The organism is Siccirubricoccus sp. G192 (assembly GCF_019084075.1).
In the GTDB taxonomy this organism is placed as follows: Bacteria; Pseudomonadota; Alphaproteobacteria; order Acetobacterales; family Acetobacteraceae; genus G192.
In genome coordinates, this window is the sequence record NZ_JAHREN010000001.1 from 1995459 (window position 1) to 2021003 (window position 25545).

Sequence of the window (25545 nt, forward strand, 5' to 3'; positions counted from 1 at the left end):
CGGGCTGCGGCTTCGCCGGCGGCGCGGCGGCAGGCCGGAGGACGGCGGCCGGCTTGGCCTGCTTCGGCGCCACTGCGGCCGGTGCCTGGCCGGATGTGCCGGCCTCGTGCCTCGGCGGCGCCGCGGGCCTGGCAGGCTGCGTCGGGGCCTTGGTGGCGGGCGGGACGGCTTGCTTCGCGGGCACCGGGGCCTTGGCATTCGCGGCCGGCCTGGTGGCAGGCTTCGGCGCGGGCTTGACGGCCTGCGGCTTCACCGCCGATTGCTTCATGGCCGGCTTGGCGGGAATCTTGGCGGCAGCCGATTTCGCCGGGACCGATTTCGCCGGAGCCGATTTGGGTGCGGCGGTTTTGGGTGCGGGCGGCGCGGCGCTGCGGCGCGGGGCGTCAACCTTCTTCGCCTGGGCGGAGGGGCGGCGAACCTTGTCCTCGCTGCCTGCCGAAGCGGGGCGCTTGCCGGATGCCTTGGCGCGGGCTGGGGCGCGGGCGGGTGCCTTCATACCAGACAACTCTCCTGCGGCATTGGCCGCATGCTGACAGGCGCCAGGCATCTCCCGCCCCCCGCCGGCCATAGCCACATCAATTCGTCGACCTGGGGCCGGTCCGATTCACCCTGCGCGCCATCGGTCCCCATATGGTGCGCCGAAGGACTGGCTGCCAGCCATGGGCAACCCTCCAGAAAGCAACATTCCAGGATCGGCTGACTCTTCTATCATCCTGGAAACGATAACATTAATTGGAAGCGGAGTCACCACCCCTCCGCATCCCCCAGGTCAGGGCTTGCCAGGCTCCGGGCTGAACAGCTCCCGCTTGCCGGGCTTGTCCTTCCATTCATCCGCATCCACCGGCGGCTCACCCTTGCGGGTGATGTTCGGCCATTGCGCTGCATAGGCGCGGTTGAGCTCGGCGAATTCGGCGGCGCGGTCGTCGCTGTCCGGCACGATCGCCTCGGCGGGACATTCCGGCTCGCACACCCCGCAGTCGATGCATTCGTCGGGATGAATCACCAGCATATTTTCACCGACATAGAAGCAGTCCACGGGACAGACTTCCACGCAGTCCATGTATTTGCATTTGATGCAATTTTCGAGAACGACATAGGTCACGGTTCGGTGGTTCCTTGCACGGGCCGTCACCGGGCGGCGGGCCGAGACATGGACCGTGGCCACGGCGCTGGCAAGCCGCAGTCGGCGGGCGGGTCAATCAGGGTGGTGCCGAAAGGTCTTCATAAAGCATGCGGGCCTCGGGCGCCGGGCCGCGCCGGCCACCCAGCGCCAGCACCCGCCAGACCCGCACCACGCCCCGTTCCGCCGAGCCAAGCGCGAAGGTCAGCACATCGCCAGCGCGGAGCCGGGCATGCGGCTTGGCCACGGGCTGGCGATTCACCCGGAACCCGCCCGCCTCGACCAGCCTGGCGCAGGCGGCCCGGGTCTTCGCCACCCGCGCGCACCAGAGCCACTTGTCCAACCGCTGCCAGTCCTGATCCTCGGCCTCGGCCGCCATCATTTGCTGTCCCACCCCGGAAGGTGCCACCCTTGCGGCCCGGTCCGGGGAAGGGCAGGCCAGCACGACGAGGAGAATTCCGCCCCGGAGAGCGACATTCCTGCAACGCGGTCCGGGGTGCCGCAGTGCAGCGCACCCCTGGGGCAAAGGCCCGTGATCCGGGATTCGTCGCCGGCAATGCAGGGCGGCGCCGCGGGACCGGATACCAGTGGTCGGATCCTGACGCCGGCCTCCAGGCGCCAGGTGAAGCGGCCCACCAAACCAAGGCTGGCGGTGCAAATCCTCCGGGCCCTTCCGTTGGATTTGCGCCACTACAGCGGCGTGCCGAATTGATGGTTCGGCACGCTGTTGTAACCTGTTGTTTGTAGAGCAGGTTCACGCCTCCGGGCGGTTCCGCCCTGCGGCGATCCGCTCTAGCGTAGCTTGAGCTTGGCCAGGATGGCGAAGGGCGAATCCGGGTTGATCCGTGGCTCCGGCGGCTTGCGCGGCTCCCCCCTGCCGGGCGGGCCCTGCCTTTGGTCGCGGCCCTGATAGGGTTGGCGCGGCTGGTCCTGCCTCGGGCCGTGCCCGTGGTCGCCACCATGCCCGGCCCTCTGGCCCTCGCCCCGGCCCTCCTGGCCCCCGCCATGCCGTGCCCCGCCATGCCGCGGCTGCCCCTGCCAGGGCTTGCCGCCATGCCGCTGGCCGTGCTCCGGCCGCGGGCCGCGCTGCGGCCGCAATTCGGGCGGGATGGGCGGGCCGTAGAAGGGCGATTCCCGGCCTGGCCCGGCCGTTGCCGCCTCGGGCCGGCCCTGAGCCTGGCCGCCCCGAACCTGGCCGTGCTGCGGCCGGCGCTCCCGCTGCGGCCGCCCCTGGCCCTGCGCCTGCTGCGGCGGGCCGCCGGGGCGGGAGCCGCGATGGTGATGGTGCTGCGGCCGCGGCTGCGCCACCCGGAGCGGCGTCGGCGGGCCATGCAGGCCTTCCTCGAGCGGCACCGGCTCCAGCAGCCGGAAGCCGAGCGCGGCCAGCGTCACCCCCAGCGTATCCGCCTTGACCCCGAGCCGGCTGGCGAGGTCCGACGGCGGCGGCGCCGGGGCGCGGCGGGTGAGGAAGCCGAGTTCGGCGGCGATCCGCTCCGCCACGTCCAGCCGCAGCAGCACCGGCCCGGCGGGCAGCCAGCCCATGGCCTGGGCGAAGCCCTGGGGCCAGCCGGCGGGCGGCGGCGGATTCGCCTCGCCCTCGGGCGGCTCGCGGAGCTGCAGCGCCACCAGCCCGGGCGCCGGCAGCGCCGGGGTCGGGATGTCGCGCGCCAGCGACCAGATCTGCGCCCGCAGCGCCATGGCGCGCGGCTTCAGCGCCTCCGGCAGGAACAGCGCGAAGCGGCCGGCGCGGACGCCGATGCTCTTCAGCTTCTGCCTGAGGTCGGAGCCGATATTGGCCTCCGTCCCGCCCGGCGCGATGCCGAGGGATTCCCGCAGCAGGAAGGCCGGGCCGCGCAGCGCGCCCTCGGCTTCCGCCTTGGCCTCAACCGCGGCGATGGCGCCGAGCTCGCGGGCCACCAGGGTCTCGACGAATCTGGCCAGCCGCGCCCGCACCCGCTCGCGCTGCGCGCCGTCCAGGAATTCGGAGGCGATCACCTCCACCTGCGGCTTGGCGGGCTCGGCCCCGGGGCGCAGCCGCGCGACCTCGGCCGGCTCGGCGCCGGTATGGGTCCAGGTGATGCCATGCCCGGGGGTGAGGGCGAAGGCGTCGTCCTTGGCGACTTCCAGGCTGGCGACGCGGCGCGGCATCTCCTCGCGCAGCGCGCGGCGGGCGGCGCGCAGCACCAGGCGGCGCTCGTCCTCACTGGCGGCCTCGCTCTCCGGCTGGAACAGGAAGCCCTGGATGCGGCCCACCGCATGGCCTTCCACCACCACCTCGCCCTGGCGGGTGACGGCGGAGAGCAGGTCGTCCTCGGCATCGTCCAGCCGGCGGATCAGATGCGCGGCGCGGCGGTCCACGAAACGGGCGGTGAGGCGTTCATGCAGGGCGTCGCTGACGGCATCCTCGGCCTTGCGGGCCTCGGCCTGGAAGCCGGCGGCGTCCTTCACCCAATCGGCGCGGGCGGCGACATAGGACCAGACCCGGATATTGGCCAGCCGCGCCATCAGCGTATCGAGGTCGCCCTCGGTATTGGCGCAATGGGCGATCTGGCCGGCAACCCAGTCATCCGGCAGCACGCCATCCTCGGCCATGTGCTTGAAGATGCGGCGGCAGAGCTGGACATGGCTGTCATCGGCCAGCTTGCGGAAATCCGGCACCTGGCAGACTTCCCAGAGCAGCCGCAGCCGGCCGCGGCTGGTGGCCAAGGCCCGGATCTCCGGCTCCCGCGCCAGCATGGAGAGGGTGATGTGGTCGGTCGCGTCATGCCCCTTGCTGAGGCCGGGGAGGGGCGGCGGCCTGGCCAGGCTGTCCAGCAGCGCGTCGATGCCGGTGAAGTCGAGGTCGCTGTTGCGCCAGGCCAGGGTCTGCAACGGCTCGAAATTGTGGTTCTCGATCTTGTGGACGATCTCATCCGGCAGGGGCGGGCAATCGCCGGTCACGCCGAAGGTGCCGTCCCGCATGCCGCGGCCGGCGCGGCCGGCGATCTGCGCGGCCTCCTGCGCGGTCAGCGCCCGGGCCAGGTGGCCGTCGAATTTGTTGAGGCTGGCGAAGGCCACATGGTCCACATCCATGTTGAGGCCCATGCCGATGGCATCCGTCGCCACCAGGAAATCCACTTCCCGGTTCTGGTAGAGCGCCACCTGGGCATTGCGGGTGCGCGGCGAGAGCCGCCCCATCACCACCGCGCAGCCGCCGCGGCGCCGGCGGATGGCCTCGGCGATCGCATAGACCTCGCTGGCCGAGAAGGCCACCACGGCGGAGCGTGGCGGCAGCCGCATCAGCTTGGCCGGGCCGGCATGGGAGAGCTGGCTGAGGCGCGGCCGGGTCTCGACCTCGGCGCGGGGCACCAGGCGCATCAGCAGCGGCCGGATGGTCTCGGCGCCGAGGAACATGGTCTCGACCAGGCCGCGGGCATTCAGCAGCCGGTCGGTGAAGACATGGCCGCGATCGGGGTCGGCGCAGAGCTGGATCTCGTCCACCGCCACGAATTCGGTGCGGCGATCCAGTGGCATGGCCTCCACCGTGCAGGCGAACCACTTCGCCTCGGGCGGGACGATCTTTTCCTCGCCGGTGATGAGCGCGACATGGCGCTCGCCCTTCGCGGCCACCATGCGGTCGTAATTCTCGCGCGCCAGCAGGCGCAGCGGAAAGCCGATGATGCCGCTGGAATGGGCCAGCAGGCGGGTGATGGCCAGATGGGTCTTGCCGGTATTGGTGGGACCCAACACGGCGCGAACCCTGGCATCGAACATGGGGGGGATATTGGTCCGGCATACGGGGGCCATGTGTGGGCCGGGACGCGCGGATTTGCAACCGCGCCCATGCCCGGGGTAGTGGGCGGGCATGCCGCAGGCCCACCTCCACCACGCCCGGATGCCGACCGGGCGGGCCGGGTAGGCCGCCCCGCATGTCGGCACAGCTTCGCTTCGCGCTGCTCTTCGCCGCCCAATTCGCCGCCATCGGGGTGATGATGCCCTTCCTGCCGGCGGTGCTGGCCGGGCATGGGCTGGGGCCTTCCGAGATCGCCCTGGTGCTGGCCGGCGGCTCGGCGGTGCGGCTGCTGGCGGCGCCGGTGATCGGCCGCGGCGCCGATGGCCTGGGCGATCCGCGCCGTGTGCTGGTGCTGGCGGCGCTGCTGGCGGCCGGCGCCGTGAGCGGCTTTGCGCTGGCACAGGGCTTCGCCGCGCTGCTGCTGGTGAACCTGCTCTATAGCCTGTGCATGGCGCCGGTGGTGCCGCTCTCGGATGCGCTCTGCCTCGGCGCCTCGCGCCGGCTGCGGTTCGATTACGGGCGGGTGCGCTCGGCCGGGTCGGCCAGCTTCATCCTGGCGGCGGTGCTGGCGGGGCAGGCGGTGGCGGGTTTCGGCGTGAATATCGTCGTCTGGCTCTTCGCCTTCTGCCTGCTGCTGACCGCACTCGCCGGGCTTGGCCTGCCGGCCGAACCCACGGAGGCGCGCGGCCGCGCCGGCTTCGCCGCCCCCTTCCGCGACCCGGCCTTTCCCTGGCTGCTGCCGCTCTCGGCGCTGATCCAGGGCAGCCACGCCCTCTATTATGGCTTCGCCACCATCCATTGGCAGGCGGCGGGGCTCTCGGCCGGGATCATCGGCCTGCTCTGGGCCGAGGGGGTGGTGGCGGAGGTGGCGCTGTTCCTCTGGGGCCGGCGGCTGGCGGACCGGCTGGGGCCGGCCGGGCTGGCGGCCATCGCGGCCGGCTGCGGCGTGCTGCGCTGGGGGGTGACGGCCGAGACCACCTGGCTGCCGGCCCTGGCCGCGGTGCAGGTGCTGCATGCCGTCACCTTCGGGGCGCAGCACCTGGCGGCGATGCGGGTGCTGGGCGGGCTGCCGCCGAACCAGGCGGCGACGGCGCAGACCCTGCATGCCTCGCTCGGTGTCGGGCTGGCCTCCGGCCTGCTGACGCTGGCCTCGGGGTCGCTCTATGCGGGAATTCGGCGGCCGGGCCTTCTGGGCCATGGCGGGGCTCTGCCTGCTGGCCCTGCCGGTCGCGGCGCTGCTGCGGCGGGCGCTGCGGCACCGGATGGTGCCGGAGGCGGCCGTCCCACAGGGTTGATCCTGCCGGGCTGGACGGGCCGCCCTTCCAGACCGCAACATCAGCGTCACGAAGACGGCGGGTGGATCGCGGGGAGGGCGGCAACCATTCTGTTCCACGGCATCCTGAACGGGCTGATCCGGCACGGCCGGCTGACCGTGCAATACCCCTCCGGCCGCGTCTGCCAATATGGCGGCACGCCGGGTCCGGAAGCCGGGATGCTGCTGCGCTCGCAGCGGGCGGAGCGGCGGATGGTGCTCAACCCGGCCCTGGCGCTCGGCGAGCTCTACATGGAGGGCGAGCTGGAGCCGACCCACGGCTCCCTCTACGACCTGCTCGACCTGCTGGTGACGAATCTCTGGTCCGGCGGTAGCCACCCGATGGAGGCGCTGCAGGCCGGGCTGCGCCGGCTGCGCTGGCTGGACCGCTTCAACCCGGCCCCCCGCGCGCGCCGGAACGTGGCGCATCACTACGACCTCGATCGGCGGCTCTTCGGCCTCTTCCTCGACCGCGACTGGCAGTATTCCTGCGCCTATTTCCCGACCGGCGAGGAGACGCTGGAGGAGGCGCAGGTGCTGAAGAAGCGCCATATCGCGGCCAAGCTCAGGCTCGACCGGCCGGATCTCGAGGTGCTGGAGATCGGCTGCGGCTTCGGCGGCATGGCCCTGACCCTGGCGCGCGACTGGGGCGCCCGGGTCACCGGCCTCACCCTCTCGACCGAACAGCTTGAAGTGGCGCGGGCGCGGGCCGAGGCGGAGGGCCTGGCCGACCGCGTCCGCTTCGAGTTGATGGACTACCGCGAGTGGCACCGCCCCATGGACCGGGTGCTCTCGGTCGCCATGTTCGAGGCAGTCGGGGTGCCGCATTACCGGGAATTCTTCCAGGTGGTGCGGCGGTCGCTCAGGCCGGAGGGGGTGGCGCTGGTGCATGCGATCGGCCGCGCCTCAGGGCCGGGCACCACCAATCCCTGGCTCGCCCGCTACATCTTTCCGGGCGGCTATTCCCCGGCCCTGTCCGAGGTGCTGCCGGCGGTCGAGAAATCCGGCCTCTGGGTGACCGATATCGAGATCCTGCGGCTGCATTACGCCGAGACGCTGCGCCACTGGCGCCGGCGCTTCGCCGCCAACCGGGACGCCATCCTCTCGCTGCATGACGAGCGTTTCTGCCGGATGTTCGAATTCTACCTGGCGGCCTGCGAAGTGACCTTCCGCCGCACCGACCACATGGTCTGGCAGATGCAGCTTGCCGCCTCGATCGACGCGGTGCCGCTGACCCGGGACTACATGCGGGAGGCGGAGCAGGCGGCCAGGGGGGCGGGTTTCGGCCTGACAAGCCCGCGGGAGAGCCGCGGGCGGAGAGCGTGGCCCGCCGGCCACGGAGGGGAGGGGGAGCATTTCGGTCCCCATGATCCACAGCCATCCCCGTAATCCACAGGGGCCGCTTTGCGCTAAGGTCGCATCATGAACACGATCGATGCGCCCGCCCCCTTCGGGGATGCCACCGGCGGCCTGCTCGGCCTCTCGCAGCGCGTGCCGCCTTCCAATCTGCAGGCGGAACAGGCGCTGCTCGGCGCCCTGCTGGCCAATAACAAGGCCTATGAGCGGGTCTCCGAATTCCTGGCGCCCGAGCATTTCGCCGACCCGGTGCATGGCCGCGTCTTCCGTGCCATCCAGCGCCGGATCGAGGCCGGGCAGCTCGCCGATGTCGTGACCTTGCGGGCGGAATTCGAGCATTCCGGCCTGCTGGACGAGGTCGGCGGCCCGGCCTACCTGGCGCAACTGCTCTCGGCCATGATCGGCATCATCAATGCCGGCGAATATGGCCGGCTGGTGCATGACTGCTGGCTCCGCCGCCAATTGGTGGATGTGGGCGAGGAGGTGGTGAACCGCGCCTTCGGCGCCGAGCCCGAGCTCGACGCCAAGCAGCAGTTGGAAGCCGCCGAGCAGCGGCTATTCGATCTGGCCAAGGATGGCGGCTCGGAGGGCGGCTTCGTCACCTTCGAGCGCGCGCTCACCGATGCGGTGCTGGCGGCGGAGCGGGCCTTCTCGACGCCCGGCGGCGTCTCCGGCCTGTCTTCCGGCCTGCGCGACCTCGATTCCAAGACCGGCGGGCTGCATTCCTCGGATCTGCTGATCCTGGCCGGGCGGCCGGGCATGGGCAAGACCGCGCTCGCCACCAAGATCGCCTTCGGCGCCGCCCAGGCTCTGGTGCGGGAGGCGCAGGAGAAGGGGGCGGATACGCTGCCGCGCGGCACGGTGGCGATCTTCTCGCTGGAAATGAGCGCCGACCAGCTCGCCACCCGCCTGCTCAGCGAGGCCTCCCGCATCTCCGGCGACAAGATCCGCCGCGGCGACATCTCGCAGCGCGACTTCGACCGCTTCGTGGAGGTGAGCCGCGAGCTTTCCACCCTGCCGCTGGTGATCGACGACACTCCGGCCATCACCATCTCCGCGCTCCGCACCCGCTGCCGGCGGCTGAAGCGCACGCGGGGGCTGGAATTGGTGGTGGTGGACTACCTCCAGCTCATGCGGCCGGCGGCCGGGACCCGGCCGGAAAGCCGGGTGCTGGAGATTTCCATGATCACCCAGGGGCTGAAGGCCATCGCCAAGGAATTGGCGGTGCCGGTGATTGCCCTGTCGCAGCTCTCCCGTGCGGTGGAGAGCCGGGAGGACAAGCGGCCGCAGCTTTCGGATCTCCGCGAATCCGGCTCGATCGAGCAGGACGCCGACATGGTGATGTTCGTCTACCGCGACGAATACTACGAGGCGCAGCGGGCCCCGAAACAGGTGGGCCATGAGAGCGAGGAGAAATTCCAGGACGCGCTTAACCAGTGGCAGCACCGCATGGAGCAGGTCCACAACAAGGCCGACCTCATCATCGCCAAGCAGCGCCACGGCCCGACCGGCACCATCGCCCTGTTCTTCGAGGCCGAATTCACCCGCTTCGGCGACCTCGATGTCCAGCACCAGGGCCATGACGGGTATTGAGCGGCCCGGTCGGCGGAGGGCGCTTGCGCCCACAGCCGTGAATCGGCCCGCAAAATGATGGCACCCCAGGCGATACTGACGGTGGATCTCGGCGCCATCGCGGCCAATTGGGCGGCGCTGGCGGCCCGGCATCCGGGCGGCGCCGTGGCCGGGGTGGTGAAGGCGGATGCCTATGGGCTCGGCGCCGCGCCGGTGGCCCGGGCGCTGCTGGCGGCCGGCTGCCGGCATTTCTTCGTGGCGCATCTGGCCGAGGGGGTGGCGCTGCGGGCGGCGCTCGGGCTGGGGCCGATGGTGGCGGTGCTGAACGGCTTCCCGCCCGGCGCGGATGCGGGGGCGGGGCTGCTCCCGGTGCTGAACGGGCTGGCGGATGCGGCAGCCTGGACCGCGGCGGCGCGGGCCGCCGGGCGGGCACCGCCGGCCATCCTGCATATCGATACCGGCATGGCCCGGCTCGGCCTGGAAGCGCGGGAGGTGGCGCGGCTGGCGGCGGAGCCCGCGCTGCTGGCCGGCCTCGATCTCCGGTTCGTGATGACACATCTGGCCTGCGCCGATGAGCCGGAGCACCCGCTGAACGCCCTCCAACTGGCGCGTTTCGAGGCGGCCTGCGCGCGGCTGCCGCCAGCGGCGCGGGAGGCGCCGCGCAGCCTGGCCAATTCCTCCGGCCTCTTCCTCGGCCCCCGCTTCGCCAGCGACCTGGCCCGGCCGGGCTGCGCCCTCTATGGCGTCAACCCGACCCCCGGCGTGCCGAACCCGATGCGCCAGGTGGCCTCCCTGGTCGCGCCGGTGCTGCAATTGCGGGAGGTCGCGGCCGGCGAGAGCGTCGGCTACGGCGCCACCTGGGTGGCGGCGCGACCCAGCCGGATCGCCACGGTTGCCGCGGGCTATGCGGATGGATACCTTCGCGCCCTCTCGGGACGGGCGGCCGGTAGCTTTGCCGGCCAGGCCGTGCCGCTGGTTGGCCGGGTATCCATGGACCTCACCACTTTCGACGTGACCGACGTGCCGGGCATCGCCCCTGGCGACAGGATCGAGCTGATCGGGCCGGACAATACGCCGGACGATGTGGCGGCGCGTGCCGGCACCATCGGCTACGAGATCCTGACCGCCCTCGGCGCCCGCTACCGCCGCGAGTATCGCGCGGCTTGATGGGCGCCCTCATCCTCGATCCGCTGGCGGCGCTCGGCCGCGCGGTGCTCGGCGCTTGCCGGGTCGCGGGCGATGTCGGGCTCTTCGCGCTGGAGGCGATCAGCCATCTGCTCCGCCCGCCCTTCTACTGGCGGCTGTTCTGGCGTGCCTTCGTGGAGGTCGCCTGGTTCTCGCTGCCGGTGGTGGCGCTGACCGCGATCTTCACCGGCATGGTGCTGGCGCTGCAATCCTATACCGGCTTCGCCCGCTTCAACGCGCAATCGGCGGTGGCGAGCGTGGTGGTCATCAGCCTGACGCGCGAGCTGGGGCCGGTGCTGGCCTCGCTGATGGTGGCCGGGCGGATCGGTGCCGCCTTCGCCGCCGAGATCGGCACCATGCGCGTCACCGACCAGATCGACGCGCTGACGACGCTTTCCACCAACCCGATGAAATACCTGGTGGCGCCGCGCCTGCTGGCGGCGACCATCGCCCTGCCGCTGCTGGTGCTGGTGGCGGATATCCTCGGCGTCATGGGTGGCTGGCTGATCGGCACCTTCAAGCTGGGCTTCGTCTCGGCGGCCTATCTGAAATCCACCTTCGACTACCTGGAGGCGGATGACGTGATCTCCGGCCTGGTGAAGGCCGCGGTCTTCGGCTTCATCGTGGCGCTGATGGGCACCTGGTGCGGCTACAACAGCCGGGGCGGCGCGCAGGGCGTGGGCGGCGCCACCACCACGGCGGTGGTGGCCTCCTCCATCCTGATCCTGGCGCTGGACTATGTGCTGACCGAGATCTTCTTCGCGCAATGAACGCTTCCGATGACCGCAGGGCGGCGGCGCGGCCGGGCACCGGAGGTCCGGACCGGAGCGGCCGCGCGGGTGTGCCCAAGATCCGGCTGCGCGGGGTGCGGAAGGCCTTCGGCGCCAAGCAGGTGCTGGATGGCGTCGATCTCGATGTCGAGGCCGGGCATTCCATGGTGATCCTGGGCGGCTCGGGTTCCGGCAAATCCGTCACCATCAAATGCATCCTCGGCCTGATCGAGCCGGATGCCGGCAGCATCGAGATCGATGGCCAGGACGTGCTGCGCCTGCCCCGCCGCGAGCGGGAGGCGATCGGCGACCGCATCGGCATGCTGTTCCAGAACGGCGCACTCTTCGACAGTCTGCCGGTCTGGGAGAATGTCTGCTTCAAGCTGCTGGCGCAGGGGCGCATCACCCGCGGCCAGGCGCGCGACCGGGCGGCGGAGGCGCTGGCGCAGGTGGGCCTCGCCGCCTCGGTGGGCGATCTCTACCCGGCGGAGCTCTCGGGCGGCATGCAGAAGCGCGTGGCACTGGCCCGCGCGGTGGCGGCGCAACCCGACATCATCTTCTTCGACGAGCCGACCACGGGGCTCGACCCCATCATGGGCGCGGTGATCGACGGGCTGATCGTGGATTGCGTGAAGCGGCTGGGCGCCACCGCCGTCTCCATCACCCATGACATGGCGAGCGCGCGCCGCATCGGCGACATGGCGGCGATGATCCACAAGGGGCGCATCAGCTGGACCGGCCCAGCGGCGAGCCTCGGGCATAGCGGCAATGCCGTGGTGGACCAATTCGCCAATGGGGAGCGGGAGGGGCCGATCCAGATGGAGTTGCGCAGGTAGCGGCAGGCCGGCTCGCCTGGCCTGCCTCCGGCACACAGCGGATTGTATCTCCCCCGGCTCCGCCCGTGCCGGATTTCCTGGCCCCGGCGAGCCACGCTGACGCATCCTCCCGGCCACGGACCGCCACCGCATGGCAGGCGTTCCGCAAGAAAGGTCCTGGGAGGAACAAAGATGGATCATTTCACCCGCCGCGGCACCCTCGCGCTCGGCGCCGGGGCGCTGGCCGCCACCGCGCTGCCGCGCCCTGCCGCTGCCGCCATTCCGCGCGCCGACATCCCGCCGCCGCGCCTGCCCATCGAGTCCGGTGCCAGCCTCCGCGTCATCCGCCCCGCCCGTTTCGTCGAGCCGGACGAGGTGATCTTCCGCGAGAACGCCGCCCGCTTCGCCGAGCAGCACAAGGTGCCGGTGCGCGTCGACTTCGTGGGCTGGGAGGATATCCGTGCGCAGACCGCGGTGGTGGCCAATACCGGTTCCGGCCCGGAGGTGGTGATCGGCTGGGGCGACGACCCGCATGTCTATACCGACAAGCTGATCAACCTGAACGATGTCGCGGAGTATCTCGGCCAGCGCTACGGCGGCTGGGCCTTCCTCGCGCAGAAATACGGCAAGCGGCACGGCACCAATGACTGGATCGGCATCCCCTTCGGCGGCAGCGCCGGCACTATCGTCTACCGCACCTCCTCGGTGCGGGAGGCGGGGTTCGACCGTATCCCGGACGACCATGCGGGCTTCCTCAGGCTCTGCCAGGGGCTGAAGCGCATCAACAAGCCGGCCGGCTTCGCGCTGGGCAATGCGGTGGGCGATGGCAACGGCTTCGCCAATTGGCTGCTCTGGTCGCACAACGCCTCGGTGGTGGACGAGGAGGGCAAGGTCTGCATCAACAGCCCCGAGACGATCGAGGCGCTGAACTACCTGCGGGAACTCTATCCCACCTTCGTCTCCGGCACGCTCTCCTGGCTCGACCCCAGCAACAACCGGGCCTATTCCGCGCAGGAGGTGCATCTCACCAGCAACGGCGTCTCGCTCTATTTCTCCCTGAAGAAGGACCCGCAGACCGCGGCCATCGCCGCGGATACCGAGCACGCGCCATTGCCGAAGGGCCGCGCGCCGGTGGCGCCGCAGGCCGCCACCGTGCTGAACGCCATGGTCTTCCGCCATGTCCGCTACCCGAATGCGGCGAAGGAGTTCATCCGCTTCATGCTGGAGGCGGAGCAGTACGACCCCTGGCTCACCGGCTGCCTCGGCTACTGGTCGCAGCCGCTGGAGGCCTACCGGCAAAGCGCGGTCTGGGAATCCGACCCCAAGATCCGCCTGTTCCGCGACGGCATGAACAACCGGTACTGGGCCGGCTACAAGGGGCCGATCAGCCAGGCTTCCGGCGCGGTCAATGCGGATTACGTGCTGGTGCAGATGTGCGCCTCCGTCGCCTCCGGCCAGCAGACGCCGGAAGCGGCGGCGCGGGAGGCGGAACGCCGCGCCCGGCGGCATTACCGGAGCTGACAGGCCCCTGGGGGGCGGCACCGGCGCGGAATGGCTCCGCGCCGGCTTGACCGGCCCGGCCCGGGCGGCGTTACCATGGCCGCCTGCCGGGTCGCCAAGGATCCGAGTGAGCCGGCGCGGCAATCCGCCGGCCGGCACAGGGCCAGCCGAATGGCCAGGAGGAAACAATGACGCTGCAGCTCACCCCGCTCCATCCGCTCTTCGTTGCCGAGGTGCGCGGCATCGACCTGCGGCAGACCCCGGGGCCGGAGCTTTGCGCCGAGATCGACCGCGCCATGGACCGGTACGCGGTGCTGGTCTTCCCCGGCCAGGAGATCACCGATGACCAGCAGATGGCCTTCGGCGAGGCGCTCGGCCCGCTGGAGCAGACGCGGGGCGTGGTGGATGTCCACAAGCAGCGCCTGGCGCACCGGCAGATGGCGGACATCTCCAATATCGACCTCGACGGCAAGCTGCTGGCCGCCGATGACCGCCGGCGGATGTTCAACCTCGGCAACCAGCTCTGGCACAGCGACAGCAGCTTCAAATCGACGCCGGCCAAGTATTCCATGCTGCTCGGCCGCTCGATCCCGCCCGAGGGCGGCGAGACGGGAATTCGCCGATATGCGCGCCGCCTGGGATGCGCTGCCGGAGAAGATGAAGACCAAGGTCAAGGATCTGGTCTGCGAGCACAGCCTGATCTTCTCGCGCGGCCAGCTCGGCTTCAACGAATACACGGAGCAGGAGCGGCGGGACTTCGCGCCGGTGCAGCAGCGGCTGGTGCGCTGGCATCCGGGCTCGGGCCGGCATTCGATCTACCTGTCCTCGCATATCGGCCGCATCCTCGGCTGGCCGACGCCGGAAGCCATGGCGCTGATCCGCCAATTGGTGGAATCGCGACCCAGCGGCCCTTCGTCCATACCCATCACTGGCGGCAATGGGACCTGGTGATGTGGGACAACCGCGCCACCATGCACCGCGCCCGGCCCTATGAGGACCAGACCTATCCCCGCGACATGCGCCGCGTGACGCTGACGGATGTGGCGCCGACCCTGGAGCAGCCGGTGCCGGAGCGGCAGGCGGCCTGAGGCATGGCGCTGCATCCCGGCGCGGGCCTGCGCATCCCGCACCTCGCCCGGCCGTTCCCCCTGTACGGGCCGCATCCCGCGGCCCGGGAGAGAAGGGGATGCGCATGGTCGAGACCGGACAGATCCGGGAGCACATGCCGGTGGTGGGCTCCGATGGCGGGCATGTCGGCACCGTGGACGGGTTGGAGGGCGGCCGCATCCGCCTCACGCGCGGGGATGATCCGGGCGGCGCCGGGGAGCACCGCTTCCTGCCCCTCCGACTGGTGGCGGCCTCCGAGGGCGGGCAGGTGCGCCTGACCCTGCCGGCGCAGGACGCACGGGCGGTCGCCTTCGGCGCGCTCCGCATCGACGAGGCGGACGAGGCTGCCGCCCCGGAGGGTGGGCAGGTCGCGAACCGCGCGGACCAGGGGATGCCAGACATGATCGGGCAGGCCGGCGGCGGCAGCGGCATGGTCCATGGCGGCGGCATCACGGCCCATGGCGGCTCCGGCCTTGGCGATGAGAAGCCGCATGGTGGCGGCACGGGCGGCGGCGGCACGACCCGGCATGGCCATCTCGGCAGCGGCCCGGGCATCCCCGACGACCCCAACATGAACCCAGGTGTGGCCAAGAATCCGGGCGCCTGATCGGGGCGCCGCTTTTTCGCTTGGAGCGGCGCGCCGCAGCCGCTACACCACCGGCATGTTCACGTTTCGTGCCGAAACTCGCCTCCCTGCCGCGCCTCGCGGGCGGCGGGGGCTGGGCCGCGGCTAGGAAACCGCCCCATCATGGCCAAGGACCGCACCCGCTTCGTCTGCCAGGCCTGCGGCGCCGCCCATCCGAAATGGGGTGGCCGCTGCGATGCCTGCGGCGAATGGAACACCATGCAGGAGGAAGCGCCGCCCCCGCGGCCGAGCGGCCCCACCGCCAAGGCCGGCGGCGGCCGGCGCGTGGAATTCGTGGGCCTCCAGGGCCAGTCCCGGCCGCCGCCCCGCCTCCCCACCGGCCTCGCGGAACTCGACCGGGTGCTGGGCGGCGGCATGGTGCCGGCCTCGGCCATCCTGGTGGGCGGCGATCCCGGCATCGGCAAGTCCACCATCCTGCTCCAGGCCGCCGCCCGCATCGCCGCTGCCGGGAAGCGCGTGCTCTATGTGAGCGGCGAGGAGGCGGTGGAGCAGGTGCGGCTCCGCGCGCTCCGGCTCGGGCTGGAGAAGGCGCCGCTGGCGCTGGCGGCGGCGACGGCGCTGCGCGACATCGCCGCCAGCCTGGAACAGGAAAGCGACGCCGCGCTGGTGGTGATCGACAGCATCCAGACGCTCTGGCTGGACGCGCTGGATTCCGCGCCGGGCACCGTGGCGCAGGTGCGCGCCTGCGCCGCCGAGCTGATCCGCCTTGCCAAGACCCGCGGCTTCGCCCTGGTGCTGATCGGCCATGTGACGAAGGAGGGCACCCTGGCCGGGCCGCGCGTGCTGGAGCACATGGTCGATGCCACGCTCTATTTCGAAGGCGATCGCGGCCACCAGTTCCGCATCCTCCGCGCCGTCAAGAACCGCTACGGCGCCACCGACGAGATCGGCGTCTTCGAAATGACCGATCGTGGCCTAGTGGAGGTGCCGAACCCCTCCGCCCTGTTCCTGGCGGAGCGGCGCGGCAATGTCTCGGGCAGCGCCGTCTTTGCCGGGATCGAGGGCACCAGGCCGGTGCTGGTGGAGGTGCAGGCGCTGCTCTCGCCCTCCTCCGGCGGCAGCCCGCGGCGCTCGGTGGTGGGCTGGGACCAGGGGCGGCTCTCGATGCTGCTGGCGGTGCTGGAGGCGCGCTGCGGCCTCTCGCTCGGCGCCAATGATGTCTACCTCAACATCGCCGGGGGGCTGCGCATCGCCGAGCCGGCGGCGGACCTGGCCGTGGCGGCGGCGCTTGCCTCCGCCGCCACCGATAGGCCGACCGATGCGGAGACCGTCTATTTCGGCGAGGTCGGCCTCTCCGGCGAGGTGCGCCAGGTGGCACATGCCGATCTCCGGCTGCGGGAGGCGCAGAAGCTCGGCTTCGCCGCCGCCGTGCTGCCCCGCCGCCTGGCCCGCGCCGGCCGCGCCCCGGCGGCGCTGGAGGGGCTGAAACTCACCGAGATCGGGCATATGGCCGATCTGGTGGCGCCCTTCGCCGAACGGAGTGTCAAGCGCGAGGCCGGCCGGGGCGGCGCCGCCGCAGCGGTAGGGGCGGCGGCGAAACCGGCTTGAGCGGCAGCCGCCGCCGGCCGCATCCTGCCGGGCAACAAGCCCCAGGAGGAAACCCCATGACCCCAAGCCGCCGCGCCGTCCTGGCGCTGGCGGGCGCCGCCCCGGCCGCCCGCCTGCTGTCCCGCCCGGCCCTGGCCGCGAGCTACCCGGAGCGCCCGGTCCGGCTGGTGGTGCCCTATGCCCCCCGGCGGCAATTCCGACACGGTGGCCCGCGTGCTGGCGCCGCGCATGGCGGAGGTGCTGGGCCAGCCGCTGGTGGTGGAGAACCGGGCCGGGGCGGGGGGCAGCGTCGGCGCCACCCAGCTCGCCCGCGCCCGGCCGGATGGCTACAACCTGCTGCTCGGCTCGAACGGGCCGATGACGGTGAACCCGAATGTCCAGGCCAATCTCGCCTATGACCCGTTGCGGGATTTCACGCCGATCGGCCTGGCGGTGCGCACCCCGCTTACCATCACCGTGCATCGCAGCCTGCCGCCGCGGAGCGTGGCGGAGCTGATCGCCTATGCCAAGGCGCGGCCGGGGCAGGTGGGCATCGGCTCCTCCGGGGTCGCCAGCATCTCGCATCTGGCGCTGGAGGTGTTCAATGCCATGACCGGGGCCGGGCTGCTGCATGTGCCCTATGGCAGCGGCGGCGCGCTCACGCCGGATCTGGTGGCCGGCACGGTCGGCGGCGCCTTCACCGAGATCTCCACCGCCCTGCCGTTGCACCGGGACGGCGCGGTGCGGATCCTCGGCCTCTCCGCCGCCCGCCGCTTGGCCCTGGCGCCGGAGATCCCGACGGTGGAGGAGGGTGGCGTGCCCGGCTACCGCGCCGCGGCCTTCATCGGCATCCTGCTGCCGGCCGGCGCCCCGCCGGAAGTCACCGGCCCCTTGCAGGCGGCGCTGGCGGCGGCGGTGGCGGATGCCGGGGTGCGCCGCCGGCTGGAGGAGATGGGCAGCGAAATGGCCGCCCCGGAGGAAGCCACCCCGGCCGGCTTCGCCGCCTTCCTGCAAGCCGAGACGGAATGGACCCGGGCGGCGGCGGAACGGGCAGGGCTGCGGCCCTGACTCAACCGCCCCCGGCGCCGCGCCTGGCCTTCATATAGGCGCGCAGCACGGCGTTCATGCGTGTTTGGTAGCCGGGGCCCTGGGCACGGAACCATTCCACCACATCCGGGTCGAGGCGGAGCGAGAGCAGCCGCTTGGCACCGGGGCTGACCGGCACGGCATCCTTCCACCAGTCGCGGGGGACATCCCGCCAATCAGGGTCGGAGGCGATTGCGGCCTCCAACTCCGCCTCCGTCATGGCGTCCACGCGCGCCCAGTCCGTTTCCGTCTCGCCGCGCGCCACCATGTCGCGCAGTTCCTCAGCCGTATATTGCTTGATATGCTCGCCGCTCATTCTCCCGTGCCCTCCGCATCGAGATCACCCTGACTGCACCCTCGCGTCGGGTGAGGATTACGGCCACCATGCGGCCGAGAACCATTCCGATCGCCTTCTCCCGCAACTCGTCGCCGACCGGCCGCGCCGGCTCCAGGATATAACCGCCATCGAAAACCAGGATGGCGAGGCGGAAATCTAGCCCGTGCTTGGCGAGGTTGGCGGCGCGCTTCCGTTCATCCCATTCGAACCGCATTCCACCCTGCGAAGATTTGTACTGCATTTGTAGATACAAGGCAGCACCTTCGCAACCTCCTGTGCGTGGGGTGACACCCCCACCCGCTACCGCTATACCCCGGCCCAGAATGACCTGGGTCGATGGCGTGGTCCTGGCGGTGCTCGCCGTCTCAGCGGTGGTCGCCTTCCTTCGGGGGCTGGTGCAGGAAGTGCTGGGGGTCGGGGCCTGGGTCGGCGCCTCCCTTGCGGCGCTCGCGCTGCGGCCGGCGATCGTGCCCGTGCTGCGCGACCTGCTGCCCGCGGATTGGCCGGATTGGGTGGTGGATGGTTTCGCCATCGGCGGCGTCTTCATCCTGCTGCTGATCATCCTGAAGGTCATCATCGCCGGCATCGCCCGCTGGGTGCAGGATTCCGTCCTCGGCGGCACGGATCGCGCGCTCGGGCTGGTTTTCGGCCTGGCCCGGGGTGCCTTTCTGGTCATCCTTGCCTATATCCTGGGCGGCATGGTCCTTCCCGCCACCGAGCGATGGCCGGAGGCGGTCCGCGACGCCCGGTCGCTTCCCCTGGTCATCGAGGGTGCGGACTGGCTGGTCGAGCAACTGCCCCCGGACTACCGCCCCCGGGTGGCCACGCCCCCGGCCCGCCCCGGACCGACCATGGACGACCTGCTGCGCCCGCCCGCGCGAAACCGGACGTGAGGACCCCTATGCCCGACCTGTCCACCCGTCCGCATGCTTCTCCCACATGCTCTCCGCATGATGACGACAAATTCCACGAGGAATGCGGCGTCTTCGGCGTCTGGAACGCCAATGACGCCTCGGCGCTCACCGCGCTCGGCCTGCATGCGCTGCAGCACCGTGGGCAGGAGGCGGCCGGGATCGTCAGCCTGGATGAGGGCGGCCTCTTCCATGCCCATAAGGGCCAGGGGCTGGTCGGCGACAATTTCAGCGATGCCAAGGTCATGGGCCTGCTGCGCGGCCGCGCCGCGCTCGGCCACAACCGCTATGCCACGACAGGTGAGACGGCGCTGCGCAACGTGCAGCCGCTCTATGCCGATTTCGCCTTCGGCGGCTTCGCGGTGGCGCATAACGGCAACCTCACCAACGCGCATGTCCTGCGCCGCAACCTGGTGAACCGCGGCTGCCTGTTCCAGAGCACGACGGACAGCGAATGCTTCATCCACCTCATCGCCATCAGCCTCTATTCCACCGTGGTGGACCGGCTGATCGACGCGCTGCGCCAGGTGCAGGGCGCCTATAGCCTGGTGGCGCTGCACAATGGCGCGCTGATCGGCGCGCGGGACCCGCTCGGTGTGCGGCCGCTGGTGCTGGGCCGGCTCGGCGGCGGCGAGGCCGGGCCGACCTGGGTGCTGTCGAGCGAGACCTGCGCCCTCGATATCGTCGGCGCCGAATTCGTGCGCGACATCGACCCCGGCGAGATCATCGTCATCGACAACCAGGGCGTGCACAGCATCAAGCCCTTCGGCAAGCACCAGAGCCGCTTCTGCATCTTCGAATACATCTACTTCGCCCGGCCGGACTCGATCGTCGAGGGCACGCCGGTCTATGAGACGCGCAAGCGCATCGGCGTCGAGCTCGCCCGCGAAAGCCATGTGCCGGCGGATGTCGTGGTGCCGGTGCCGGACAGCGGCGTGCCGGCGGCCATGGGCTATGCGGTGGAGGCCGGCATCCCCTTCGAGCTCGGCATCATCCGCAACCACTATGTCGGCCGCACCTTCATCGAGCCGACCGACAACATCCGCAATCTCGGCGTGAAGCTGAAGCACAGCGCCAACCGGCCGATGCTGGAGGGCAGGCGGGTGGTGCTGGTGGATGACAGCATCGTCCGCGGCACCACCAGCCGCAAGATCGTGGAGATGGTGCGCGCCGCCGGCGCCAAGGAGGTGCATATGCGCATCTCCTCGCCGCCCACCACCCATTCCTGCTACTACGGCATCGACACGCCGGAGCGCGGCAAGCTGATGGCGGCGCAGCACGACCTGGCCGAGATGGCCAGCATCATCGGCGTGGACAGCCTGGCCTTCATCTCGCTGGACGGGCTCTATCGCGCGCTCGGCAAGCCGGGGCGGGACGTGGCGAAGCCGGCCTATTGCGACGCCTGCTTCACCGGCGACTACGCCATCGCGCTCACCGATCAGCAGGACAATTCCGAGAAGCAGCTTTCGCTGCTGCAGGCTTCGCAGTGACGCCGTCCGATGACCAGAGGGCGCAGCCCGGCGGTCTGAATCGGCCGGCGCAAACCGGCGCGCCGCTGGAGGGCAGCGTCGCCCTCGTCACCGGCGCCTCGCGCGGCATCGGCGCGGCGGTGGCGGTGGAACTGGCGCGGCTCGGCGCGCATTGCGTGCTGGTGGCGCGCACCCAGGGCGGGCTGGAGGAAACCGACGACGCCATCCGCTCGCTCGGCCGCCAGGCGACGCTGCTGCCGCTGGATTTCGCCAAGGCGGCCGAGAAGCTCGATATGCTCGGCCCCTCCATCGTCGAGCGGTTCGGCCGGCTCGACATCCTGGTGCATGCGGCCGGCGTGCTCTCGAAGCTGACGCCGGCGGCGCATATCATGCCGAATGACTGGCAGGAGGCAGTGGCGGTGAACCTCTCCGCCTGCTGGCACCTGATCCGCACCTGCGACCCGCCGCTGCGCGCCGCCCCCGCTGGCCGCGCCGTGGTGCTGACCGATGCCCGGGTGGCGGAGCCCCACGCCTATTGGGGCCTCTATTCCGCCGGCAAGGCGGGGCAGGAGAACCTGGTGCGGGCCTGGGCGGAGGAGGTGGCGCGCACCCCGCTCCGGGTAAACCTGTTTGATCCGGGCCCGGTCAATACCAGGCTGCGCCGCGCGGCGATGCCCGGCGAGGACCCGGCGAGCCTGCCGCAGCCGCGCGACGTGGCCCCGGCCATCGCCGCGCTCTGCCTGCCGGGCGAGGCGCGCAACGGCGCGGTGCTGCGGGCGGGGCAACATGTGGGGCAACACGGGGCCGCGTGAATTACCGCCACGCCTATCATGCCGGGAATTTCGCGGATTGCATGAAGCACGCGCTGCTGGTCTGGCTGCTGCGCGCGCTCGCCCGCAAGCCCGCGCCCTTCCGCGTCCTCGACACCCATGCCGGGACCGGTGCCTATGACCTGGCGGGGCCGGAGGCCGGGCGCACCGGCGAATGGCAGCGCGGCATCGGCCGCCTGCTCGATATCACCGAAGGGCCGCTGGCGGAGTATGTCGCGCTGGCCCGCGCCGCCGGCGCCCCGGCCCGCTACCCCGGCTCGCCGGCCCTGATTCGCGCCCTGCTGCGGCCGCAGGATGCGTTTGCCTGCGTGGAACTCCACCCGGAGGACCATGCCGCGCTCCGGGCGCATTTCCGTGGTGACCGCCAGGTCGCGGTGCATCGCCGCGATGCCTGGGAGGCGCTCCGTGCCCTCACCCCCTTCCCGGAGCGGCGCGGCCTGGTGCTGATCGATCCGCCCTTCGAGCAGGAGGGCGAGTTCGAGCGCCTGGCCGCCGGCATGGCGCTGGTCGGCGGGCGCTTCCGCGCCGCGGTGCAGGCCTGCTGGTACCCGATCAAGCACCGCGCCCCGGTGCGGGCCTTCCATGCCGCCCTCCAGGCCGGCGGGCCGCGCGACCTGGTGGCGGCCGAGCTCTGGCTGCGGGAGCCGACCGACCCGCAGCGGCTGAACGGCTGCGGCCTGCTGGTGGCGAATCCGCCCTATCGTTTCGAGGCTGAAGGCGGCACCATCCTCGCTGCCCTGCTGGACCGGCTGGGCGAGGGCGAGCCCGGCCAGGGCTGGTCCATGACCCGCATCGCGGAGGAGTAGCATGCCGCATCATGCCAAGATCTGCGTGCTCGGGGCCGGGGCCTGGGGCACGGCACTCGCCATCCAGGCGGCGCGGGCGGGGCTGGCGGTGGCGCTCTGGGCGCGCGACCCGGCGCGGGCGGCGGCGGTGTCCAAGGCGCGGGAGAATGCGCGGCACCTGCCGGGGGCGCGGCTTTCCCCCGCCATCACCGTGACCGGCGACTTGGCCGCGGCGCTCTCCGGGGCGCTGATGGTGGTGGTCGCGGTGCCGGCGCAGCATATGCGGGTGGTGCTGGAACGCCTGCCGGAACCCGCGCTGCCGCTGGTGATCGGCGCCAAGGGGGTGGAGCAGGGCACCCTGAAGCTGCCGCTGGAAGTGGCGGCGGAGGCGCGGCCGGAAGCCACGGCCGCCGTGCTCTCGGGCCCCAATTTCGCGCATGAGGTGGCCAGTGGCCTGCCCGCCGCGGCGGTGGTGGCCAGCCGGGATGCGGCCCTGCGGGAGCGGGTGGGCGACCTGCTCGGCTCGCCGGGCTTCCGGCTCTATGGCGGTGACGACCCGATGGGCGTGCAGGTCGGGGGGGGCCGCGAAGAATGTCATCGCGATCGCCGCCGGGGCGGTGATCGGCGCGGGTCTCGGCGAGAATGCGCGGGCGGCGCTGGTGACGCGGGGCCTGGCCGAGCTCTCCCGCCTGACGGTGGCGCTGGGCGGCCGGGCGGAGACCGCCTCGGGCCTCTCCGGCCTGGGCGACCTGCTGCTGACCACGACGGGGCCGGGCAGCCGCAACACCTCGCTCGGCACCGAACTCGGCCGCGGCCGCAGCCTGGCCGAGGTGCTGGCCGGGCGGGTCGGCGTGGCGGAGGGGGTGGCGACTGCCCCGGCCATCGTCGCCCGCGCCGCGCAGGCCGGGGTGGAACTGCCGATCTGCGCCGCGGTGGCGGACCTGCTGGCGGGGGATCTGACGGTGGGCGACGCCATGGGCCGGCTGCTGGCGCGGCCGCGCCGGGACGAGTAGCGGGGGCGCTACCCCGCCAGTTCCCGCCGCACGATCGCCGCACCCTCCGCCAGCGCCCGCAGCTTGCCGAAGGCGCGGTCGCGGGGCAGGTATTTCATGCCGCAATCGGGCGCCGCCACCAGCCGCTCGGCCGGCACATGCGCGAGGCCGAGGCGGAGCCGCGCCGCTACCTGCTCCGCCGTCTCCACCTGCGTGCTGCCGAGATCGATCACCCCGAGCAGGATGGTCTTGCCGGCAAGGTCCCGCAGGATGCCGAGGTCGAGATGCGGCTGCGCCGCCTCGATCGAGATCTGCTGCGCGATGCAGTCGGCGAGTTGCGGCAGGAAGGAATAGCCGGCATTCGGCTTGTCCTTCACCGTATGCGCATAGCCGAAGCAGAGATGCACCACGGTGGGGCCGGCCACCCCCTCCAGCGCCCGGTTGATGGCGGCCACGCCATAGCGCATCGCCGCCTCCGGCCGCGCCTGCAACCAGGGCTCGTCGAGCTGGATGACATCGGCGCCGGCCGATTTCAGGTCGCGCGCCTCCTCGGCGACGGCGGCGGCATAGGCCAGCGCCACCGCTTCCTCGTCGCGGTAGTGCTCATCCACCGCCTGCTGCGAGAGGGTGAAGGGGCCGGGCAGGGTGATCTTGATCTGCCGGTCGGTATTGGCGCGGAGGAATTCCACGTCGCGCCGCTCCACCGGCCTCTGCCAGCGGATCGGCCCGGTGATCCTCGGCACATGGGTGGGCTTGCCGCCGCGGCTGATGATCTCGGCCGGGTTCTCCGCATCGATGCCGCCGAGCGCCAGGGCGAAGCGGTTGGAATAGCTTTCGCGGCGGATCTCGCCATCGGTGATGATGTCGATGCCGGCGCGCTCCATGTCCAGGATCGCCAGCCGCGTCGCATCGTCCTGCGCCGCTTCCAGCAGCACCGGCGGCACCCGCCAGATCTCATGCGCATGCACGCGCGGCACCAGGCGCCCGGCCAGGATGTCGCGATGCACCAGCCAGTCCGGCTGCGGATAGCTGCCGACGACGGTGGTGGGCAGGAGCGGGAGGGCCATGGGGCGTCCTTCGGCGGGGCGTGTCGCCGGCATGGTGGCATTCCGCCCCCAGGTGTCAAACCCTCAGCGATGGGTGGTCACGCCGACCTGCCGGCATTGCCGCAGCAGCAGGCAGGTCGAGCATTTCGGTCTTTCGCCGGTGCAGACGGATTTGCCGAAGGGCACCAGGCGTTCGTTGATCTCGATCCAGTAGCGCTCCGGCAGGACCAGGGCGAGCGCCTGCATGCTGCGCTCCGGCGTCGAGGTCGCGACATAGCCCCAGCGGTTGGCGATGCGGTGGACATGGATATCCACCGAGATGGCTGGCCGCCCGAACCCCACCCCGAGCGTCAGCGCCGCGATCTTGGGGCCGACGCCCCGCAGCGCCGTCAGCCCCTCCATCGTATCGGGCACCGCGCCTGCCTCGGCGATGCGGGCCGAGAGCGCCCGGATGTCGCGCGCCTTGGGCTCGGGGAAGGTGGCGCCGTGCAGCGCCTCGATGATCATCTCCTCCGGCAGGGCCGCCATGGCCTCCGGGGTGCGGGCCAGGGCGAAGAGGCGGAGGCAGACGGGGATGGTGGTCTCGTCCCGCGTGCGGGCGGAGACCAGCGCGGCGACGAGCTGCTCGAAGGGGCTGGCGAAGCCGCGGTCCCGCAACTCGAACATCGCGGCCTTCGGCAGCCCCGCCACGGCCTGGCGCAGCAGGCGGAAGACCAGGTCGATGTCGAAGGGGTCCTTGCCGGGCACGGGCAGGGCGGCAGGCGGCGCGGCGGCGGGGCGGGAGGGGGCCATGCGGGCTGAACGCGCGGGCGCCGTCCCGGATACTGGCCGATTCAGCCCGTCGAGCGTTCCGGCAGCAGGCCCGGCAGCAGGTCGTCGGCCTCGCCGGCGGCGCGGCGGCGGCGGGCGGCGCCGGACCGCGCCGCTTCCGCCCGCAGCCGGATCAGCTCATCCAGCAGCCGGTCGATGGTTTGCCACAGCGGCTCGTCGCCCTGCCGCTCGCCCATGACGAAGCGATGCGCGGCCAGGGTCACGTTCAGCGTGCCGCGGGTGGATTCCGGACGCGGGCTGCGCATCTGCACCAGCGCCTTCTCCACCTCCTCGATCGGCACGCCGAAATGGCTGGCGATGGCCTCCGGCGCCTCGCCGCGGCGGCGCAGCGAACGGGCCTTGGCGGCTTCCTGCGGCGTCAGCGCGATGGCCGGGCGCAGCGCCTGGGTGCGCCGCGACATCTCGCCCGATCCGCTGCCCGGCGGCTTGCCCTTGAAGGCCATGCGGCACCCCCGTTCTTCTGGCCCGTTCTTCTGGCCCGTTCTGCTGGCCGGCATCCGCGGCCCCGGCAGGAGGCCGGGCGCGGGCCCGGGCACAGGATAGCGGCGATGGGCGCCGGGCGGGCTGCCCGGTGGC

At 71.7% G+C, this 25545-nt stretch carries 21 protein-coding genes and 5 pseudogenes; 18 read left to right on the forward strand and 8 right to left on the reverse strand.

The genetic code is table 11. The annotated features are described in order from the left end of the window. Nucleotides 1-53 precede the first annotated feature (53 nt). The gene (locus KSF81_RS29385) at nt 54-533 is read left to right on the forward strand and encodes a hypothetical protein (RefSeq protein WP_254453439.1); all 480 of its coding nucleotides are present in this window, start codon (nt 54-56) and stop codon (nt 531-533) included. Between the two features lie 236 nt (nt 534-769). On the opposite strand, the gene fdxA is transcribed toward KSF81_RS29385, so the two are convergent. The 3 genes from fdxA to KSF81_RS09500 form a co-directional block, all read right to left on the reverse strand. Continuing rightward, nucleotides 770-1102 carry a ferredoxin FdxA gene (gene fdxA, locus KSF81_RS09490; RefSeq protein ID WP_217378771.1) on the reverse strand — a complete coding sequence of 111 codons (333 nt, stop codon included), beginning with the start codon at nt 1100-1102 and terminating at the stop codon, nt 770-772. Nucleotides 1103-1199: 97 nt separating this feature from the next. Then, complete coding sequence (locus tag KSF81_RS09495; RefSeq protein ID WP_217378772.1) at nt 1200-1502, reverse strand: RNA-binding S4 domain-containing protein; 303 nt, start codon at nt 1500-1502, stop codon at nt 1200-1202. A gap of 410 nt (nt 1503-1912) precedes the next feature. Next, nucleotides 1913-4906: a helicase-related protein gene (locus KSF81_RS09500; protein WP_408906675.1), complete on the reverse strand. Its 2994-nt coding sequence runs from the start codon at nt 4904-4906 to the stop codon at nt 1913-1915. A 122-nt stretch (nt 4907-5028) separates the two neighbouring features. Between KSF81_RS09500 and KSF81_RS29390 the strand changes: the two are divergent. The 12 genes and pseudogenes from KSF81_RS29390 to KSF81_RS09550 all read left to right on the forward strand — a co-directional run. Beyond that, nucleotides 5029-6048: pseudogene (locus KSF81_RS29390) on the forward strand (MFS transporter); the annotation flags it as partial. 225 nt (nt 6049-6273) lie between these two features. Further along, nucleotides 6274-7467: pseudogene (locus KSF81_RS09505) on the forward strand (class I SAM-dependent methyltransferase); the annotation flags it as partial. Nucleotides 7468-7626: 159 nt separating this feature from the next. Then, a complete protein-coding gene (locus KSF81_RS09510) occupies nt 7627-9153 on the forward strand; it encodes a replicative DNA helicase (protein WP_217378774.1) in 1527 nt (508 codons plus the stop codon). Nucleotides 9154-9207: 54 nt separating this feature from the next. After that, nucleotides 9208-10299 (forward strand): alanine racemase, encoded by a 1092-nt coding sequence (gene alr / locus KSF81_RS09515; RefSeq protein ID WP_217378775.1) that lies wholly within the window; start codon nt 9208-9210, stop codon nt 10297-10299. Continuing rightward, a complete protein-coding gene (locus tag KSF81_RS09520) occupies nt 10299-11087 on the forward strand; it encodes an ABC transporter permease (RefSeq protein WP_217378776.1) in 789 nt (262 codons plus the stop codon). Before alr ends, KSF81_RS09520 begins: the two co-directional genes overlap by 1 nt. A gap of 71 nt (nt 11088-11158) precedes the next feature. Beyond that, nucleotides 11159-11923 carry an ATP-binding cassette domain-containing protein gene (locus tag KSF81_RS09525; protein WP_309139519.1) on the forward strand — a complete coding sequence of 255 codons (765 nt, stop codon included), beginning with the start codon at nt 11159-11161 and terminating at the stop codon, nt 11921-11923. Between the two features lie 171 nt (nt 11924-12094). Continuing rightward, nucleotides 12095-13423, forward strand: a complete 1329-nt coding sequence (locus tag KSF81_RS09530) for an ABC transporter substrate-binding protein (protein WP_217378778.1) — start codon at nt 12095-12097, stop codon at nt 13421-13423. Between the two features lie 167 nt (nt 13424-13590). After that, nucleotides 13591-14001 (forward strand): annotated as a pseudogene (locus KSF81_RS31975) (TauD/TfdA dioxygenase family protein); the annotation flags it as partial. Between the two features lie 58 nt (nt 14002-14059). After that, a pseudogene (locus tag KSF81_RS31980) lies at nt 14060-14490 on the forward strand (TauD/TfdA dioxygenase family protein). Between the two features lie 104 nt (nt 14491-14594). Beyond that, nucleotides 14595-15116 (forward strand): DUF2171 domain-containing protein, encoded by a 522-nt coding sequence (locus KSF81_RS09540; protein ID WP_217378780.1) that lies wholly within the window; start codon nt 14595-14597, stop codon nt 15114-15116. Nucleotides 15117-15257: 141 nt separating this feature from the next. Continuing rightward, nucleotides 15258-16703, forward strand: a complete 1446-nt coding sequence (radA, locus tag KSF81_RS09545; protein ID WP_217378781.1) for a DNA repair protein RadA — start codon at nt 15258-15260, stop codon at nt 16701-16703. Between the two features lie 177 nt (nt 16704-16880). Further along, entirely contained in the window at nt 16881-17750 is an 870-nt protein-coding gene (locus KSF81_RS09550) for a tripartite tricarboxylate transporter substrate binding protein (RefSeq protein WP_217378782.1), read from the forward strand. 1 nt (nt 17751) lies between these two features. Here the strand turns inward: KSF81_RS09550 and KSF81_RS09555 are convergent, their stop codons facing one another. Together KSF81_RS09555 and KSF81_RS09560 are read right to left on the reverse strand one after the other, a co-directional pair. Beyond that, entirely contained in the window at nt 17752-18084 is a 333-nt protein-coding gene (locus KSF81_RS09555; protein WP_217378783.1) for a BrnA antitoxin family protein, read from the reverse strand. Next, a complete protein-coding gene (locus KSF81_RS09560) occupies nt 18050-18319 on the reverse strand; it encodes a BrnT family toxin (RefSeq protein ID WP_217378784.1) in 270 nt (89 codons plus the stop codon). Before KSF81_RS09560 ends, KSF81_RS09555 begins: the two co-directional genes overlap by 35 nt. 109 nt (nt 18320-18428) lie before the next feature. On the opposite strand from KSF81_RS09560, the gene KSF81_RS09565 reads away from it, so the two are divergent. From KSF81_RS09565 to KSF81_RS09585, 5 genes and pseudogenes are all read left to right on the forward strand, one after another. Continuing rightward, complete coding sequence (locus KSF81_RS09565) at nt 18429-18998, forward strand: CvpA family protein (RefSeq protein WP_217378785.1); 570 nt, start codon at nt 18429-18431, stop codon at nt 18996-18998. Nucleotides 18999-19006: 8 nt separating this feature from the next. Next, nucleotides 19007-20506: an amidophosphoribosyltransferase gene (purF, locus tag KSF81_RS09570; RefSeq protein ID WP_217378786.1), complete on the forward strand. Its 1500-nt coding sequence runs from the start codon at nt 19007-19009 to the stop codon at nt 20504-20506. Beyond that, entirely contained in the window at nt 20503-21297 is a 795-nt protein-coding gene (locus KSF81_RS09575; protein WP_309139520.1) for an SDR family NAD(P)-dependent oxidoreductase, read from the forward strand. Before purF ends, KSF81_RS09575 begins: the two co-directional genes overlap by 4 nt. Next, the gene (locus KSF81_RS09580) at nt 21294-22121 is read left to right on the forward strand and encodes a 23S rRNA (adenine(2030)-N(6))-methyltransferase RlmJ (RefSeq protein WP_217378787.1); all 828 of its coding nucleotides are present in this window, start codon (nt 21294-21296) and stop codon (nt 22119-22121) included. Before KSF81_RS09575 ends, KSF81_RS09580 begins: the two co-directional genes overlap by 4 nt. Nucleotide 22122: 1 nt before the next feature. Next, a pseudogene (locus KSF81_RS09585) lies at nt 22123-23113 on the forward strand (NAD(P)H-dependent glycerol-3-phosphate dehydrogenase). Between the two features lie 8 nt (nt 23114-23121). Here KSF81_RS09585 and KSF81_RS09590 read toward each other — a convergent pair. The 3 genes from KSF81_RS09590 to KSF81_RS09600 form a co-directional block, all read right to left on the reverse strand. After that, nucleotides 23122-24159, reverse strand: coding sequence for a 5-methyltetrahydropteroyltriglutamate--homocysteine methyltransferase (locus KSF81_RS09590; protein ID WP_217378788.1), 1038 nt, complete (start codon nt 24157-24159; stop codon nt 23122-23124). Between the two features lie 63 nt (nt 24160-24222). Beyond that, nucleotides 24223-24930, reverse strand: coding sequence for an endonuclease III (gene nth, locus KSF81_RS09595; protein ID WP_217378789.1), 708 nt, complete (start codon nt 24928-24930; stop codon nt 24223-24225). Nucleotides 24931-24971: 41 nt separating this feature from the next. Beyond that, complete coding sequence (locus KSF81_RS09600) at nt 24972-25412, reverse strand: hypothetical protein (protein ID WP_217378790.1); 441 nt, start codon at nt 25410-25412, stop codon at nt 24972-24974. Nucleotides 25413-25545: the final 133 nt, after the last annotated feature.

Coding starts and splice junctions, on each gene's coding strand:
- KSF81_RS09495 (WP_217378772.1), bottom strand. CDS start 1,502: ATGATGGCGGCCGAGGCCGAGGATCAGGACTGGCAGCGGTTGGACAAG.
- KSF81_RS09500 (WP_408906675.1), bottom strand. CDS start 4,906: ATGGCCCCCGTATGCCGGACCAATATCCCCCCCATGTTCGATGCCAGG.
- KSF81_RS09510 (WP_217378774.1), top strand. CDS start 7,627: ATGAACACGATCGATGCGCCCGCCCCCTTCGGGGATGCCACCGGCGGC.
- alr (WP_217378775.1), top strand. CDS start 9,208: ATGATGGCACCCCAGGCGATACTGACGGTGGATCTCGGCGCCATCGCG.
- KSF81_RS09520 (WP_217378776.1), top strand. CDS start 10,299: ATGGGCGCCCTCATCCTCGATCCGCTGGCGGCGCTCGGCCGCGCGGTG.
- KSF81_RS09530 (WP_217378778.1), top strand. CDS start 12,095: ATGGATCATTTCACCCGCCGCGGCACCCTCGCGCTCGGCGCCGGGGCG.
- KSF81_RS09540 (WP_217378780.1), top strand. CDS start 14,595: ATGGTCGAGACCGGACAGATCCGGGAGCACATGCCGGTGGTGGGCTCC.
- radA (WP_217378781.1), top strand. CDS start 15,258: ATGGCCAAGGACCGCACCCGCTTCGTCTGCCAGGCCTGCGGCGCCGCC.
- KSF81_RS09550 (WP_217378782.1), top strand. CDS start 16,881: ATGCCCCCCGGCGGCAATTCCGACACGGTGGCCCGCGTGCTGGCGCCG.
- KSF81_RS09555 (WP_217378783.1), bottom strand. CDS start 18,084: ATGAGCGGCGAGCATATCAAGCAATATACGGCTGAGGAACTGCGCGAC.
- KSF81_RS09560 (WP_217378784.1), bottom strand. CDS start 18,319: ATGCGGTTCGAATGGGATGAACGGAAGCGCGCCGCCAACCTCGCCAAG.
- KSF81_RS09565 (WP_217378785.1), top strand. CDS start 18,429: ATGACCTGGGTCGATGGCGTGGTCCTGGCGGTGCTCGCCGTCTCAGCG.
- purF (WP_217378786.1), top strand. CDS start 19,007: ATGCCCGACCTGTCCACCCGTCCGCATGCTTCTCCCACATGCTCTCCG.
- KSF81_RS09590 (WP_217378788.1), bottom strand. CDS start 24,159: ATGGCCCTCCCGCTCCTGCCCACCACCGTCGTCGGCAGCTATCCGCAG.
- nth (WP_217378789.1), bottom strand. CDS start 24,930: ATGGCCCCCTCCCGCCCCGCCGCCGCGCCGCCTGCCGCCCTGCCCGTG.
- KSF81_RS09600 (WP_217378790.1), bottom strand. CDS start 25,412: ATGGCCTTCAAGGGCAAGCCGCCGGGCAGCGGATCGGGCGAGATGTCG.